This window comes from Myceligenerans xiligouense (assembly GCF_003814695.1).
Classification (GTDB): Bacteria; Actinomycetota; Actinomycetes; order Actinomycetales; family Cellulomonadaceae; genus Myceligenerans; species Myceligenerans xiligouense.
This window is the reverse complement of record NZ_RKQZ01000001.1, coordinates 1-16,082: the sequence shown is the minus strand read 5'-3', so window position 1 is coordinate 16,082 and position 16,082 is coordinate 1. Positions and strand designations below refer to the sequence as shown.

Genomic DNA, 16,082 nt, shown 5'->3' with positions numbered 1-16,082 from the left:
CTACTTCTTCTTCCGCTTGCCCGCCGGCGAGGCGCCGGCGGGTCTCGTCTTCGCCTTGCTCTTGCTCGAAGCCGGCGTGCCGTTTCTGGACTCGCCGCCCGCCGTCGTCGTCCCCGATGAGGCGGACGCCTCCGCCGAGGTCGCGGCGGTGTCGGCCGCAGAGCCATTGTCCGACGACTTGTCCGACGGCGCCGCCTGCGCGGTCGCGACCGGCTCACGCGGTGCACCCTTGCGGCGGTCCTTGCGCTTGGGCTGCACGCGCTGACCACGCGCCTTCGGTTCGAGGACCTCGACGACCTCCTCGGGAATCGGCTCGCCACGCTTGAGCGCCTTCTCCTTGGCCTTGCGCGCCTTGCGCTCCTGCATCTCCTTCTCGGCGCGCGACCCCGGAGCCGGCATGCGCTTGATCGTGTAGTACTGCTGGCCCATGGACCACAGGTTCGTGACCGTCCAGTAGATCAGCACGCCGACCGGGAAGTTCACGCCCGAGATCATGAAGATCACCGGCAGCATGTAGAGCATGATCTTCTGGGTCTGCGCCATCGGCCCTTCGAGAGCCGCCGGCGGCATGTTCTTCATGGTGAGCTGGCGCTGCGTGAAGAAGGTGGTGGCGGACATCGCGATGATCAGCCCTGCGATGACGAACTTCGCGGTGATCGATGAGTCCTGCATGAACACGTCGGACAGGTGCGCGCCGAACAGGGTGGACTGCTCGATGTCCGAGGCGACCTCCTGCGAGATCGGCGTCAGCGGCTCAGCCTCACCGGCGGCGATCGCTTCCAGGCCGTTGAGCACGCTGAACAGCGCGAAGAAGATCGGGGACTGCAGCAGCAGCGGCATACAGGACGCGAACGGGTTGGTCCCGTGCTTCTTGTACAGCTCCATCGTCTCGCGGGTCATCGCCTCACGAGACGCGGGGTCGGTCTTGCCCTTGTACTTCTTCTGCACGGCCTGCAGCTCGGGCTGCATCAGCTGCATCCCGCGCGACGCCTTGATCTGCCTGAAGAACAGCGGGATCAGCAGGATACGCATCACGATGACCAGCATCACGATCGCGAGCACCCATGCGATGCCTGAGCCGTCGGGCAGGCCGAGGAACGTGAGCAGCTCGTGCGAGCCGACCATGATCCAGGACACGCCCTGCTTCAGCCAGACCCAGAGGAAAAAGTCACTCATCGGTCTCAGTCACTCCTGATTGTTGCGGAAGTCGGGGATGCCGGGGCCGCAACCCGGCAGCCACGCGGGACGACCTGGAGGTCGCCTTGCGTGGACACGTCAGCACGAGCACTGCTCAGTGTGTGTGCGGCGCGACGTGCGCGGCGGCGTCGTCCGGCTCACTTGCCCGACGACGGTCGCGTGCGGGCGGGACATCGTCGACGCCACCCAAGCTCCACGGGTTGCAGCGCAACAGGCGCCAGAGCGCGAGACCAAGCCCGCGGAGGGCGCCGTGCCGGCGCAGCGCGATGACCGCGTACCGCGAGCATGAGGGGTAGTACTTGCAGGTCGGACCACTCATCGGCGAGATAAAGGCCTGGTACACGCGGATCATCCCGACCAGCACGATCACGGGGATGTCTCCGAGACGGCCGCCGGACGACTCGGGGCGGAGCGCCGCGAGCCGGAAGCCATCGGTCCAGGAGGTCATGCTGCCGTTCCGCCGTTCGTGGATCTCGCCGGCTCCCTCGCCGAGCCGGTGCTCGGACCGGCGGTGCCGGCCTCCGCCTGAGGCAACGGCCGAGCGTCGCCGCGGGTTCCGCGCGCCGCCTTTCGCGCAGCACGGTGCAGGCACGAGCCGAGGTCCGCGTCAAGCTCGTGGTACGACGTCCCGGCCGCCGGCGGCAACGCCCGCACCACCAGGCATGCTCCGCGCGGAAGATCACCGATGTATCCCGCGACCGATGCGCGAATACGCCGCTTCACCCGGTTGCGGTGCACGGCGTTGCCCACCGCCTTGGAAACCACAAGACCGACCTGTGGCGGGTTCCCGCTGCCGTCGCCGGAATCGGCGAGGAGGTGAACCACCAAGGTCGGTCGTCCTGCACGCGTGCCGCGGCGCACCGTCCGTTCGAAATCAACGGAACGGCGCAGTCGGTGCGCCGCTGGCAACACGATCAGGCGGAGAGCTTGGCGCGGCCCTTGGCACGCCGGTTGGCGAGGATCGTGCGGCCCGCACGGGTCCGCATGCGCAGACGGAAACCGTGCGTCTTGGCACGACGGCGGTTGTTCGGCTGGAAAGTCCGCTTGCTCACGAGGTACTCCTGAAGACGTCGGGAAGGGCACAACCTGTCCTCGACGAAACAAGTCGATGCAGGGGCGAGTGCCGATGCAGGGTTCGTTCGTCCGGTCGATAGTGACTTCGACCGGGCTGCCGACCCGGGCCCGGCCACGCAACCCGGCAGAACACCGGCAGCGGGCGCGCGAAAGTACCTGGAACGGCTGTCTGACGTTACGCTTTCGGGCACCCTCCGGTCAAACGCGTCCGGGGTTTCGCGGTGTCGCGCGGACCACAGGAGAAGCGGCGTCGTGCGCCCGGGCGGCCGTGGGGCCGACCCTCATAACGCTCGTCCACAGTATCCACAACCTGTGGACAACTGTGTGGACGGTGCCTCATCATGGCAGACTCCAGGAGTCCCCCTCGCTACGAGACGAGATCGAGCGGACGGGCTCTCCGCCCAGGCACAGCGACAGTCCCGCGCCCCTCGCGCGACCCGACCCGTTAGGAACGACCGTGGCCGACCCGGACGCCAATCTCACCGATGTCTGGGCAAAAGTGCTGACCACGCTCGAGGCGCGTCCCGATATGAGCCCGCGGCAGCTCGCCTTCATCCGGCTGGCGAAGCCCATGGCGGTGGTTCACGACATGATGTTCGTCGCCGTCCCTCACGAACAGACGCGCACGTATCTCGAGACGGCGGTCCGTGACGAGCTGTCGTCCGCAGTGTCCGAGGTCCTCGGGCGGGACGTGCGCTTCGGCATCACCGTGGATCCGGAACTGAGCAGTTCGTCGCTCGCCGGGCCGTCGCAGATCTCGCACGCCCCGACAAGCCTCACCGACGAGGCGCCCGAGCCCGCCGAGGCGCAGATGCCTGTCGCGCCCCAGCCGGCCCCGAAGCCGACGGGCGAGCAGACGCGGTTGAACCCGAAGTACATCTTCGAGACCTTCGTCATCGGCTCGTCCAACCGGTTCGCGCACGCCGCCGCGGTAGCCGTCGCCGAGGCGCCGGCCAAGGCCTACAACCCCTTGTTCATCTACGGGGACTCAGGGCTGGGCAAGACCCACCTGCTACATGCGATCGGGCACTACGTCCACAACCTGTACCCGCACATCCGGGTGCGGTACGTGAACTCCGAGGAGTTCACCAACGACTTCATCAACAGCATCGGCGAGGGCAAGGCGGGTTCGTTCCAACGCCGGTACCGCGACGTCGACGTGCTCCTCATCGACGACATCCAGTTCCTGCAGGGCAAGGAACAGACGATGGAGGAGTTCTTCCACACGTTCAACGCCCTGCACAACGCCAACAAGCAGGTCGTCATCACGTCCGACGTGCCTCCCAAGCAGCTCAGCGGGTTCGAGGACCGGCTGCGCTCCCGCTTCGAGTGGGGGTTGATCACGGACGTCCAGCCGCCGGACCTGGAGACGCGGATCGCCATCCTCCGCAAGAAGGCGGCGTCCGAGCACCTCGACGTGCCCGACGAGGTGCTCTCGTACATCGGTTCGCGGATCTCCACGAACATCCGCGAACTCGAGGGAGCACTCATCCGCGTCACCGCGTTCGCCAACCTCAACCGACAGTCCGTCGACCTCACGCTCGCCGAGATCGTTCTCAAGGACCTCATCACGGACGACGACGACACCGCGGAGATCACGCCGGCCGTCGTCATCGCACAGACGGCGGCCTACTTCGGGCTGCCCATCGAGGATCTGTGCGGTACATCGCGCTCACGCGTGCTCGTCACCGCGCGGCAGATCGCCATGTACCTCTGTCGCGAGCTCACGGAACTCTCGCTGCCGAAGATCGGCCAGCAGTTCGGCGGTCGGGACCACACCACGGTCATGCACGCGAACAAGAAGATCGCCGGGCAGATGGCGGAGCGCCGATCAACCTACAACCAGGTGACCGAGCTCACCGCACGGATCAAACAGCAGCACCGCGTGTCCTGACATGCGATCTGGTCCCTTCCGGGCCCCACGACGCGTCTCTGCGTCTCTCGACATCATGAGGCCATGCACAACCCGTGCATGGCCTCTGGCCTGCGGCGACGCGCCTCAAAGGCATCTCGATCCACATCTCCACAGGCCTGTGGATTCAGATGTGGATAACTCTGGGCCCCTCCGCGAACCCGCTTCCACAGGTTTGTACACAGCAGGATCGGCAGGATCACGCGCTTGTCTATTCTCTATCCCCAGGGGTGTGGACAAGATCTGTGGACAACCTCGGTTCGCGGCCTTGGATGCACAAAGTTCCCTGTGGATGAACCTGTGGAAGACGTGTGGACAACTGCCCGAAACCTGTGGGCGACGAAGGCTGAACTGGGGACGGCCTGTGGGTAAAAAACGGCCGTCCACATGGACCCCTAGTTTTCCCACAGTTGTACCCACAGGCTGTCCACACCCAGAAACCACCCCGGACCTGCCGAAACGTCGGTTATCCCCAGTATCCACAACCCCTACTACGACGACTACAGATTTCTTAGTAGGGGAGCAAGACGCCTTCATCAGGCCTGGCGGCCCGAACTGTCCATTCGAACATTAGTGCTAACCCGAGGTGTGAGCAAGTAGCTCACCACATGGCACCCCTCCCCCGTCGTCAACGTCAGTCACCTCGCGTAGGCTCTGGCAAGTACGGAACGAGAGGCTCTGTGAGGGAGATGGAACGGGATGAAGTTCAGGGTCGAGCGTGACGTGTTGGCGGACGCCGTCACCTGGACGGCGCGCACGCTTCCGACACGGCCACCGGCTCCGGTCCTTGCGGGCGTGCGCATGGAAGCGGATCCCTCCGGCATTCTGAACCTCGCCAGCTTCGACTACGAGACGTCAGCCCGCTCCGAGGTTCCTGCCGAGGTGGCGGAGCCGGGTACGGTCCTCGTGTCCGGACGCCTGCTCGCCGAGATCTCCCGCGCCCTGCCGAGCAAGCCTGTGGATGTCACTCTCGAGGGCAGCAAGGTCGTTCTCACCTGCGGAGCGAGCCGCTTCACCCTCTTGACGATGCCCGTCGAGGAGTATCCGGCCCTGCCGTCCATGCCCGAGCTGAGCGGAACCGTCCCGGGCGAGGCGCTCACGGCGGCCGTCGCCCAGGTGACGGTCGCCGCCAGCCGCGACGACACACTCCCTCTGCTCACCGGTGTCCGTGTCGAGATCGAGGGCGAGAAGATCACCCTTCTTGCCACGGACCGCTATCGCCTCGCGCTGCGCGAGCTGACCTGGACTCCCGGCACTCCCGGTTTCTCCTCGGTCGCCCTGATCCGCGCTCGCACCCTGAACGACGTCGCCCGTTCCCTCGGTGGGGGCGGCGGAGCGGTGAACGTCGGGTTGTCCACAGGAAACGGTGTGGACCTCGTCGGTTTCGAAGCCGGTGGCCGGCACACCACGTCCCAGCTCGTGGACGGTGACTACCCGCCCGTTCGGCGACTCTTCCCGGACAGCTCTCCGATCCACGCGGTCGTCGCGACCGCTCCGCTGATCGACGCGGCCAAACGCGTCAGTCTGGTGGCCGAGCGGAACACGCCGATCCGCCTGTCCTTCAGCGAGGGCCAGGTCGTGCTCGACGCCGGCCAGGGCGACGACGCACAGGCGTCGGAAGCGCTGGAGGCGGTGCTCTCCGGCGAGGACATCGCGGTGGCGTTCAACCCGCAGTACCTGCTGGACGGCCTCGGGGCACTCGGCACCGACTTCGTCCGGCTCTCGTTCACGCACCCGAACAAGCCGGTCGAGTTCACCGGCCAGGACTCTCTCGACGGCGAGGACGATTCGACCTACCGTTACCTGCTGGTCCCGATCCGCTTCACGGGCTGAGCCCGGCACCCGGGCGCTCAGGCGCCCCCCAGGCAGGCGGTCCCTGCGTGCACACCGCCTGTGGAGAACTTTTCTGGAGGAATTCATGATCAGCCACATCGGCCTGGTCGGTCTCGGCAAGATGGGCAACAACATGCGGGAGCGCCTCCGTCGCTCCAGCATCGAAGTCACAGGCTTCGACCCGCGCCCCGAGGTCTCGGACGTGGCATCGCTCGCCGATCTCGTCGCGACGCTCCCGTCACCGCGCGTCATCTGGGTGATGGTCCCGGCAGGTGAGCCGACGCGAGGCGTGATCGACGAGCTGGGCGGGCTCCTGACCGAGGGTGACATCATCGTCGAGGGCGGGAACTCGCACTACGCCGAGGATCAGGAGCGCGCCGCCGAACTGGCCGAGCGCGGTATCGGCTACGTCGACTGCGGTGTCTCCGGCGGCGTGTGGGGTCTGGAGAACGGATACGGCCTCATGTGCGGTGGCGATGTCGCACACGTGGAGACCCTCATGCCCGTCTTCGACGCGCTGCGGCCCGAGGGCCCGCGGGAAGAGGGCTTCGTGCACGCGGGGACCGTCGGCGCGGGGCACTTCGCGAAGATGGTGCACAACGGGATCGAGTACGGGCTCATGCAGGCGTACGCCGAGGGCTACGAGCTGCTCGCCGCCAAGAAGGACATCGTCACCGACGTGCACGGCACGATGAAGGCATGGCAGCGAGGCACCGTCGTGCGGTCATGGCTCCTTGACCTCATGGTGAAGGCCCTCGAAGAGGACCCCGGCCTCGCCGGCCTCGACGACTGGGTCGACGACTCGGGCGAAGGTCGCTGGACCATCGACGAGGGTGTGGACAACGCCGTGCCTCTGCCGGTGATCTCGGCTGCACTGTTCGCACGGTTCGCCTCGCGCCAGGAGTCCTCCCCGGCCATGCGCGCGGTCGCCGCGCTGCGACAGCAGTTCGGCGGGCACTCGGTGAAGAAGGCCGAGTAGTCCGCTGTACGTCTCCCACCTGAGCCTCCTCGACTTCCGCTCGTACGCGAGCGTCGACGTGGAGCTCGAACCCGGGGTCAACGCGTTCGTCGGGGCCAACGGCCAGGGTAAGACCAACCTTGTCGAGGCCATCGGCTACGTCGCGACCCTGGGTTCGCACCGCGTCGCCACCGATACGCCGCTGATCCGGGCGGGTGCCTCGCGTGCGGTGGTTCGCACGCGCATCGTGCGCGGAGACCGGGCAAGCACCATCGAGCTGGAGATCACGCAGGGCAAGGCCAACCGGGCACGGATCAACCGCGGACAGCCGGCCCGCGCGCGGGACGTGCTCGGCATCCTGCGGACGGTGCTGTTCGCGCCGGAGGACCTCGCGCTGGTGAAGGGCGATCCTGACGGCCGCCGCCGGTTTCTCGACCAGCTCATCGTGCTGATGGTCCCCCGGCTCGCCGGAGTGTTCGCCGACTACGAGCGGGTACTCAAGCAGCGGTCGGCACTGCTCAAATCGGCCAGGGCCGTGCGTCGCTCGGGCGGCGCCGACCACGCCGCGCTGGCGACGCTCGACGTGTGGGACGGGCGTCTCGTCGAGCTCGGTGCCGAGATCGTGTCCCTCCGGCTCCAGCTTGTCGAGGCTCTCCGTCCGGTCGTCGCGGCGGCCTACGAAGCGGTCAGTGAGGGCAAGGGAGAGGCGCGACTCGAGTACCGGTCGTCGTCCCCAGCGCCTGTGGAAAACTTTCGGGGAGAGGGCGTGTCCGGCGACCGCGGACACACCGGATCGGCCGACGCGCCGGTGTCGTCCAGTGCCTCGACCGCCGAGGGAGAACCGCCGTCGGACGGCTCCTCGAACGACTCCCCTGCGGCGGCCGACCACCCGGCGACGGTGGCGTGGATCCGGGAGCAGATGACCTCTGCGCTGGCGGGCGTCAGAGATCAGGAACTGGATCGCGGAGTGAGTCTCGTCGGCCCTCACCGTGACGACCTGGTGCTCTCCCTCGGCGGGCTGCCGGTGAAGGGATACGCGAGCCACGGAGAGTCGTGGTCGTTCGCCCTGGCCCTGAGATTGGCGTCGTTCTGGCTGTTGGGAGGCGTTTCGGAGCTCGGTGTCGGGCACCCGTCGGCACCCGCGTTCTGGGACCCGGACCACGGCACGGACGCCGATCCGGTGCTCATCCTCGACGACGTCTTCGCGGAACTCGACACCCGTCGGCGGGAGCGTCTCGCGGAGCTCGTGCTGCCTGCTCGGCAGGTGCTGGTGACGGCCGCCGTGCCGGACGACGTACCCGCATCGCTGCGCGGCGTGAGGTTTCACGTGGAACCAGGTGCGGTCAGCCGTGAGTGACGAGAACGCGTCTCGCGAGTCCGGCAGAGGCGACGACGGGGGTCGCCGCGGAGCCGTTCGAGCCTCCAAAAGTTATCCACAGAACGCTGTGGATAACGGCGGGGCGACGGGTGGTCGGGAAGAGGCCGACGTGGCCCCGACCCCGCCTGAGGAGGTCGCCCGCGCGGCGCTCAATCGCGCCAAGGCGGCAGCCCGGGCGAAAGGGCTCCGCCCGGGCTCGCCCGCGCGCAGATCTCCCCTCGCCGAGCCCCGTCAGGACGCGCAGGGGCCGAACGCGCGCGACCCCCAGCTCCTCGGCTCGGTGGTCGGTCGACTGCTGCGCGAGAAGGGATGGACGCAGGACGTCTCGGTCGGGGGCGTCGTGGGCCGGTGGCGCGACGTGGTCGGTGACGACGTCGCCGAGCACTGCACGCCGGTCACGTTCGACGACCGGGTCCTGGTGGTGCGGGCTGATTCGACCGCGTGGGCGACACAGTTGCGACTGCTGGTGCCCAACCTGCTCCGGCGGATGTCGGAGGAGATCGGTGAGGGCGTCGTCGAGGACGTCTCGGTGCTGGGGCCCGCCGGGCCCGGCTTCCGGCGCGGGCCGCGTGCGGTGCGTGGGCCCGGACCGCGGGACACGTTCGGCTGATGACCGCGGACGGCTGCGTCGGGCTGGTCACGATGCTCGGGACCCGCTCGGGACACGAACACATCACCGGACAACAGCAGGCCCCCACCCGGCTCGGGTGGGGGCCTGCCTGCTGCTCACTGCTGCCGCGGACGGCGTGACGTCAGTTGGTGGCCATGCGCCTGCGGGCGATGACGAGGGCGACGCCGCCGCCCACGAGGAGCAGGGCGAAAGCCGCCGCGCCACCGACGGTGGCACCCGTCGCGGCGAGAACCGGAGGCTCTTCCTCGTCGGCCGGAGCGGACGGCTCGTCCGACGCCTCCACCTCGGTGGGCTCCGACGGGGAGGGCTCCGGCGACGAGGCATCCTCGCACGCCTCCTCGACCAGGAGCAGCTCGGCCGGGAACAGCACGGAGCCGTCTGCCTGCGGCGTCCAGGAGCCCAGGTCCTCGATCCACTCGTACTCGTCCGAGACGAGCGCGGCCACGACACCCGCCTCGTTCTTCGAGTACGTCAGAGCGTCCGTGTTCTCGGGGAGGACGACGTCGTCGATGGTCACGGCGCAGCCGGCGACGACCTCGGGCGTCGCCGGCACGACGACCTCCTTGGTCGGCGGGGTGGCGCAGGCGTCGACGGCGCCCTCATCGGTGAAGTCGTACTGGACGCCGTCGCGGCCGTCATGGGCATCGACGGAGACCGACCAGGTGTGACCGACGGTGTCGTCGTCGAACTCGTAGTGCTTGACGAAGTCGACCCAGTCGTAGGGGCTGCCGGGGAGCACGGTCGACTCGACGACCGCACCGTCGATGACGACCTCGACGTCCGTGCCGCCCTTGTACGACTTGAAGTCGACATAGAGGCCGGTGCAGTCGGCGTTGACGTTGGGGATGTGGGCGGATGCGGCAGGGGCCATGGCGACCATCCCACCAAGTGCGACGGCGGTGAGAGCACCGCCGGCGAGGAACTTCTTCACGGTGTCATCCTTTGAAGTTGCGAACGTTGCGCTGGGGGGCGCTGACGGGGGTCGTGTCGGATTAGACCAGAAAGACCGCAAAAAGCGAAACAGTTCCCAGCGCTCAATTGTTTGGTGACCATGCGCTCACCGAGCCATGGTGCACCGTGCCACAGGAGCCCAGGCGGCCGCGCGAGCGAGAACGAGTGCCTGACGGCGGCTTTCGGCGAGGCGATCGCATCCATCACCTTATGGGGCCAACAACGGACTTTCACCCCTTAGGCCGGTCATCAGCCCGAGCAGCTCGTGTTTCCACCCGCTCGAAGACCGTGTGGAGGTTGCTCACAAGCGGCCTGGAATCCGGAGTTTTCCGCGTCCTGGCGGTAGACTGACAGGGACAATCACGCCGGGTCAGGACCACTCCTCCAACCCGGCGTGCGCCTGAAAGACGAGGAGCTACCCCGCCCGTGACAGAGCGAATCGACGGCGGCTACGACGCCGGGAACATCACCGTCCTGGAAGGTCTCGAGGCCGTTCGTAAGCGACCGGGCATGTATATCGGCTCAACCGGTGAGCGCGGGCTCCACCACTTGGTCTACGAGATCGTCGACAACGCTGTCGACGAGGCCCTGGCCGGGCACGCCACCACCATCGACGTCACGTTGATGGCCGACGGCGGCGTCCGAGTGATCGACGACGGCCGCGGCATTCCGGTGGCGATGCACCCCACCGAGGGCAAGCCCACCCTCGAGGTGGTCATGACGATCCTGCACGCGGGCGGCAAGTTCGGGGGCGGCGGTTACGCGGTCTCCGGCGGTCTCCATGGCGTCGGCATGTCCGTGGTCAACGCGCTGAGCAGCCGCTTCGTGTCGGATGTCGTCCGTGACGGCTATCACTGGCGTCAGGAGTACCGCGACGGTGGCGAGCCGACCAGCGAGGTGCAGAGGCTCGAGCCGATGGCCGACGGCGAGGGCACCGGAACCATCCAGACGTTCTGGGCCGACGACTCGATCTTCGAGACCACCGAGTACGACTTCGAGACCCTGCGAACGCGTTTCCAGCAGACCGCTTTCCTCAACAAGGGTCTCCAGATCACCCTCACGGACGAGCGTGCCGGCCACGCCGGGAACGATGACGAGGTCACCGGGCAGATCCCGCGAGTGACTCCCGAGATGCTCACCGAGGGCGACGTCGCCGGCACGATCACCACCACCGACGGCGGCCCGGGCGCCGGCGGCGAGTCCGGTGCGGAGGGCGACCAGGGCTCGACGCCGGGCATTCGTCCCGGCGCGCGGACGGTCACGTACAAGTACGACGGAGGACTCGTCGACTACGTGACGCACCTCAACTCGGCGAAGAAGGTCGAGCTGGTCCACCCCGAGGTCGTGGCCTTCGAATCGGAGGACGAGGGAAGGAACATCTCCGCCGAGATCGCCATGCAGTGGACAAGCGCCTACAGCGAGTCGGTGCACACGTTCGCCAACATGATCTCCACGCCGGAGGGCGGCACCCACGAGGAGGGTTTCCGCACCGCGCTGACCAGCCTGGTCAACACCTACGCGCGCGACAAGGGCATCCTGAAGGACAAGGAGGACAACCTCACGGGCGACGACATCCGCGAGGGCCTCACGGCGGTCATCTCCATGAAACTGAGCGAACCGCAGTTCGAGGGACAGACGAAGGCGAAACTCGGCAACACCGAGGCCAAGACGTTCGTCCAGCGCGTCGTTCGTGAGCAGCTCACCGACTGGTTCGACGCCCACCCGGGCGAGGCGAAGGACATCATCCGCAAGGCGATCCAGGCGAGCCAGGCCCGCATCGCGGCACGCAAGGCTCGTGAAGCCACCCGTCGCAAGGGGATCCTGAGCAGCGGTGGCATGCCCGGAAAGCTGAAGGACTGTCAGTCGCGGCGCCCGGAGGAGTGCGAGGTCTACGTCGTCGAGGGCGACTCGGCAGGTGGTTCGGCGGTGCGCGGACGCAACCCGCACAACCAGGCGATCCTCCCGATCCGCGGCAAGATCCTCAACGTCGAGCGTGCGCGGCTGGACAAGGCCCTCTCGAACCAGGAGGTGCAGGCGCTGATCACGGCGTTCGGCACCGGGATCGGTGAGGACTTCGACATCAACAAGCTGCGCTATCACAAGATCGTGCTGATGGCCGATGCCGATGTCGACGGCCAGCACATCTGCACCCTGCTGCTCACGCTGTTGTTCCGCTACATGCGCCCGCTCATCGAACACGGTCACGTGTACCTGGCGCAGCCGCCGCTGTACCGGTTGAAGTGGTCGAACGCGCCCCATGACTACGTCTACTCCGACCGGGAACGGGACGCGTTCCTCGAGGCCGGTCTGGCGCAGGGCAGGCGCATCCCGAAGGAGAACGGCATCCAGCGCTACAAGGGCCTGGGCGAGATGGACTACTCGGAGTTGTGGGACACCACCATGGACCCGGAACACCGGACCCTGCTCCAGGTGACGATGGACGATGCCGCAGCCGCGGACGAGATCTTCTCGGTGCTGATGGGCGAGGACGTCGAGTCACGCCGCAGCTTCATCCAGCGCAACGCCAAGGACGTGCGGTTCCTCGACATCTGAGCGACTACGCGAACCCCGCACGATGCCGACAGGAAGGCGCCGTACGGAGTGAGCGCGCGGCCCGGCCACCGCGTAACGAGGTACCGGGGAGACGACAGCACGCCGTCGGACGGCGTGGGAAGGAAGAGACGTGACGGACGAGACCCCCGGCGTGGAGGACCTCCCCGACGGCGTTGGCGACGCCGCGTTGGCCGTGCACCACGGCCGTGTGGAACAGGTGGACCTGCAGCTCGAGATGCAGCGCAGCTATCTCGACTACGCGATGAGCGTGATCGTGGGGCGTGCCCTGCCGGACGTGCGGGACGGGCTCAAGCCCGTGCACCGCCGCGTGCTGTACGCGATGTACGACGGCGGCTACCGGCCGGATCGTTCGTTCAGCAAGTGCTCCCGCGTGGTAGGCGACGTGATGGGTAAGTACCACCCGCACGGCGACACGGCGATCTACGACACCCTGGTCCGCCTCGTGCAGGACTGGGTGCTGCGTTATCCGCTGGTCGCCGGCCAGGGCAACTTCGGCTCCCCCGGCAACGACCCGGCGGCCGCGCCTCGATACACCGAGTGCCGGATGGCGCCCCTCGCGCTCGAGATGGTGCGCGACATCGAGAAGGACACCGTCGACTTCCAGGACAACTATGACGGCCGTACCCGGGAGCCGACCGTCCTTCCGTCGCGTTTCCCGAACCTGCTGGTCAACGGTTCGGCCGGGATCGCCGTCGGCATGGCCACGAACATCCCGCCGCACAACCTGCGCGAGGTGGCCGACGGCGCCAAGTGGTACCTCGACAACCCGGACGCGACGCGCGAGGAGCTGCTCGAGGCGCTGATGCAGCGCATCAAGGGGCCGGACTTCCCCGCCGGCGCGCAGATCCTGGGCCACAAGGGCATCGAGGAGGCCTACCGCACGGGCCGCGGGTCGATCACGATGCGCGCGGTGGTGAACGTCGAGGAGATCCAGAACCGGATCTGTCTGGTCATCACCGAGCTGCCGTACATGGTGAACCCCGACAACCTCGCCGCGAAGATCGCCGACATGGTGAACGAGGGGCGCATCCAGGGCATCGCCGACATCCGCGACGAGACCTCGGGCCGAACCGGCCAGCGGCTCGTCATCGTGCTGAAGCGCGACGCGGTCGCCAAGGTCGTCCTGAACAACCTGTACAAGCACACGCAGTTGCAGGAGAACTTCAGCGCGAACATGCTCGCGCTGGTCGACGACGTTCCGCGGACCCTCAGCCTGGACGCGTTCATCCGGCACTGGGTCATCCACCAGATCGAGGTCGTCCGACGGCGCACCGAGTTCCTCCTCAAGGAGGCCGAGGACCAGATCCACATCTACGTGGGCTACCTCAAGGCACTCGACGCACTCGACGAGGTCATCGCTCTCATCCGTCGCTCTCCCGACGTCGAACAGGCGCGCAGCGGGTTGATGGAGCTGCTCGGTGTGGACGAGGTGCAGGCGAACGCGATCCTGGCGATGCAGCTGCGCCGGCTCGCGGCGCTCGAGCGGCAGAAGATCCTCGACGAACACGCGAAGCTCGAGGCCGTGATCAGCGACTACCGCGACATCCTCGCCAGGCCCGAGCGGCAGCGCTCGATCGTCGGCGACGAGCTCGACGAGATCGTCGGACGGTACGGCGACGAGCGCCGCACGACGATCCTCCCGCATCTCGGAGACATGTCCGTCGAGGACCTGATCCCCGAGGAGGAGATGGTCGTCACCATCACGCGTGGCGGTTACGCGAAGCGGACGCGCAGCGACAACTACCGCCAGCAGAAGCGGGGCGGCAAGGGCGTGCGCGGGACGCAACTGCGTGAGGACGACATCGTCGACCACTTCTTCGTCACGACGACGCACCACTGGCTGCTCTTCTTCACGAACCTGGGCCGCGTCTACCGGGCGAAGGGGTATGAGCTGCCTGAGGGAGGCCGGGACTCGAAGGGCCAGCACGTCGCCAACCTCATGGCCTTCCAGCCGGGTGAACACATTGCGCAGGTTCTGGATATCCCGGACTACGACGCCGCGGACTACCTGGTCCTGGCCACGCGCCGGGGCATCGTCAAGAAGACCCGGCTCCAGGAGTACAACTCGCCGCGGTCCGGCGGTCTCATCGCGATCAACCTGCGTGAGGACGAGGAGGGCCGCCCGGACGAGCTGGTCGCCGCCCGCCTGGTGAACGGGGACGACGATCTCATCCTCGTCTCCCGCAAGGGTCAGTCGATCCGCTTCCATGCCTCCGACGACACGATCCGGTCGCTCGGCCGAGCGACGTCGGGCGTGACCGGTATGAAGTTCCGGGACGACGACGAACTGCTCGCCGCACAGGTGGTCACGCCGGGGACGGACTTGTTCGTGGTGACGGAAGGCGGCTTCGCCAAGCGCACCCGGATCGACGAGTACCGGGTGCAGGGGCGCGGAGGTCTGGGCATCAAGGTGGCGAATCTGGTCGAAGCGCGCGGAGACCTTGTGGGGGCGCTGGTAACGGATGCGGACGACGAGGTCCTCGTCATCATGGAACGTGGCAAGATCGTCCGGTCCGCAGTCGCGGGGGTGAACCTGACCGGCAGGAATACCCAGGGGGTAACCTTCGCGAAGCCGGACAAGGGCGATCGGATCATCGCCGTGGCGCGGAACGCGGAACGCAACCTCGAGCATGAGGACGCCGAACCGGAGGACGGCCCTGACGGGCCGAGCGGCGAGAACGGTGGGGGCGGCGTTACCGTGGACGGTGAGGTACCTGGCCCCGACGACGTTTGAGCACCCCAGAGCAAGAGAGCACCGGACGCGAGGACAGCTGATGACAAGCGGCAACGACACCGGACAGGGCATCGGATCGCCGACGACGAAGATCGACGACGAACTCAAGGAGACCCACGTCCGGGAGGGCGCCTCGTCGGGTTCCGAGCAGTCGGGTGATGCCGCCGACACGACGCCGGCCGAATCGTCGACGGAGAGCGCGTCGACAGAAGCATCGACCGAGAACACAGAGAGCGACGCGACCGAGGCGGTCGCGGACGGCGACCCCGCTGTCCAAGAGTCCGCAGGGAGAACGGTGACCGAGCAGATCGCAGAAAAGGCGGAGCCGAAGGCTCCGGATGCCTCGCCCGAGGTTCCGCCGCAGGGTGGCTCGGCGAGCGCGACGGATTCCACACCGACGGAGGCAGAGCACAAGCCGATCCCCAGCGGATTCTGGCGTTCGGCGTACGAGGCGGGCGCGGGCGCGCCCTCGTCCCGTTACACGACGGAGCCCCCGGCCGCGTCGAACGGTGCGTCCGGGAAGTCGGCGTCATCCCTGGGCCGGGCCATCGACAACGTGGTCGCGCCGACGAACTCGGAGGCCGACGAGGTCGATGACACGACCAAGCCGCGCGTGTCCTCGCATGACACTCCGCCCCCGAACCCGCCGAGCGAGGCATGGCAGCGCGTGTCGTCCCCGAACGCCGGCGAGGTGCCGACGGCGGAGGAGGAGCCCGCCACGGCAGTGAACGAGACCAACGGGCAGAAGAGCACCGACGGCGACGACCCGGCGGCAGCCGTGAAGCAGGGTGCGGTCAAGGCTGCGCAGGCTGCACTGGCCGCTGCCCGGAACGCGGCGAA

General features: G+C 67.5%; 12 protein-coding genes and 1 pseudogene. 8 read left to right on the top strand and 5 right to left on the bottom strand.

Translation table 11 applies throughout. The features are described from left to right. From yidC to rpmH, 4 genes are all read right to left on the bottom strand, one after another. The gene (gene yidC / locus EDD34_RS00070) at positions 1 to 1,176 is read right to left on the bottom strand and encodes a membrane protein insertase YidC (protein ID WP_123812767.1); all 1,176 of its coding nucleotides are present in this window, start codon (positions 1,174 to 1,176) and stop codon (positions 1 to 3) included. A gap of 115 nt (positions 1,177 to 1,291) precedes the next feature. Continuing rightward, complete coding sequence (gene yidD / locus EDD34_RS00065) at positions 1,292 to 1,549, bottom strand: membrane protein insertion efficiency factor YidD (protein ID WP_123816213.1); 258 nt, start codon at positions 1,547 to 1,549, stop codon at positions 1,292 to 1,294. A gap of 92 nt (positions 1,550 to 1,641) precedes the next feature. Next, complete coding sequence (rnpA, locus tag EDD34_RS00060) at positions 1,642 to 2,109, bottom strand: ribonuclease P protein component (protein WP_123812766.1); 468 nt, start codon at positions 2,107 to 2,109, stop codon at positions 1,642 to 1,644. Between the two features lie 2 nt (positions 2,110 to 2,111). Then, a complete protein-coding gene (rpmH, locus tag EDD34_RS00055; RefSeq protein ID WP_123812765.1) occupies positions 2,112 to 2,249 on the bottom strand; it encodes a 50S ribosomal protein L34 in 138 nt (45 codons plus the stop codon). Positions 2,250 to 2,728: 479 nt separating this feature from the next. Between rpmH and dnaA the strand changes: the two genes are divergently transcribed. From dnaA to EDD34_RS00030, 5 genes are all read left to right on the top strand, one after another. Then, positions 2,729 to 4,165 carry a chromosomal replication initiator protein DnaA gene (gene dnaA / locus EDD34_RS00050; RefSeq protein WP_123812764.1) on the top strand — a complete coding sequence of 479 codons (1,437 nt, stop codon included), beginning with the start codon at positions 2,729 to 2,731 and terminating at the stop codon, positions 4,163 to 4,165. A 717-nt stretch (positions 4,166 to 4,882) separates the two neighbouring features. Then, positions 4,883 to 6,016: a DNA polymerase III subunit beta gene (gene dnaN / locus EDD34_RS00045; protein ID WP_123812763.1), complete on the top strand. Its 1,134-nt coding sequence runs from the start codon at positions 4,883 to 4,885 to the stop codon at positions 6,014 to 6,016. A 43-nt stretch (positions 6,017 to 6,059) separates the two neighbouring features. Beyond that, positions 6,060 to 6,995, top strand: coding sequence for a phosphogluconate dehydrogenase (NAD(+)-dependent, decarboxylating) (gene gnd / locus EDD34_RS00040; RefSeq protein ID WP_342774861.1), 936 nt, complete (start codon positions 6,060 to 6,062; stop codon positions 6,993 to 6,995). A gap of 4 nt (positions 6,996 to 6,999) precedes the next feature. Further along, the gene (recF, locus tag EDD34_RS00035) at positions 7,000 to 8,331 is read left to right on the top strand and encodes a DNA replication/repair protein RecF (protein WP_123812761.1); all 1,332 of its coding nucleotides are present in this window, start codon (positions 7,000 to 7,002) and stop codon (positions 8,329 to 8,331) included. 130 nt (positions 8,332 to 8,461) lie between these two features. After that, positions 8,462 to 8,962: a DciA family protein gene (locus tag EDD34_RS00030; RefSeq protein ID WP_123812760.1), complete on the top strand. Its 501-nt coding sequence runs from the start codon at positions 8,462 to 8,464 to the stop codon at positions 8,960 to 8,962. A 142-nt stretch (positions 8,963 to 9,104) separates the two neighbouring features. On the opposite strand, the gene EDD34_RS20535 is transcribed toward EDD34_RS00030, so the two are convergent. Beyond that, positions 9,105 to 9,914, bottom strand: a complete 810-nt coding sequence (locus EDD34_RS20535) for a hypothetical protein (protein WP_170176914.1) — start codon at positions 9,912 to 9,914, stop codon at positions 9,105 to 9,107. A 446-nt stretch (positions 9,915 to 10,360) separates the two neighbouring features. Here EDD34_RS20535 and gyrB point away from each other — a divergent pair, with 446 nt between their 5' ends. From gyrB to EDD34_RS00005, 3 genes and pseudogenes are all read left to right on the top strand, one after another. Further along, positions 10,361 to 12,487, top strand: a complete 2,127-nt coding sequence (gene gyrB, locus EDD34_RS00015; RefSeq protein WP_123812757.1) for a DNA topoisomerase (ATP-hydrolyzing) subunit B — start codon at positions 10,361 to 10,363, stop codon at positions 12,485 to 12,487. Positions 12,488 to 12,617: 130 nt separating this feature from the next. After that, complete coding sequence (gene gyrA / locus EDD34_RS00010) at positions 12,618 to 15,242, top strand: DNA gyrase subunit A (protein WP_123812756.1); 2,625 nt, start codon at positions 12,618 to 12,620, stop codon at positions 15,240 to 15,242. Between the two features lie 40 nt (positions 15,243 to 15,282). Continuing rightward, positions 15,283 to 16,082, top strand: a pseudogene (locus EDD34_RS00005) (hypothetical protein); the annotation flags it as partial.

Bases quoted from the DNA above. Each gene is read 5' to 3' on its own strand.
- dnaN (WP_123812763.1), top strand. From the start codon at position 4,883: ATGAAGTTCAGGGTCGAGCGTGACGTGTTGGCGGACGCCGTCACCTGG.
- yidD (WP_123816213.1), bottom strand. From the start codon at position 1,549: ATGATCCGCGTGTACCAGGCCTTTATCTCGCCGATGAGTGGTCCGACC.
- yidC (WP_123812767.1), bottom strand. From the start codon at position 1,176: ATGAGTGACTTTTTCCTCTGGGTCTGGCTGAAGCAGGGCGTGTCCTGG.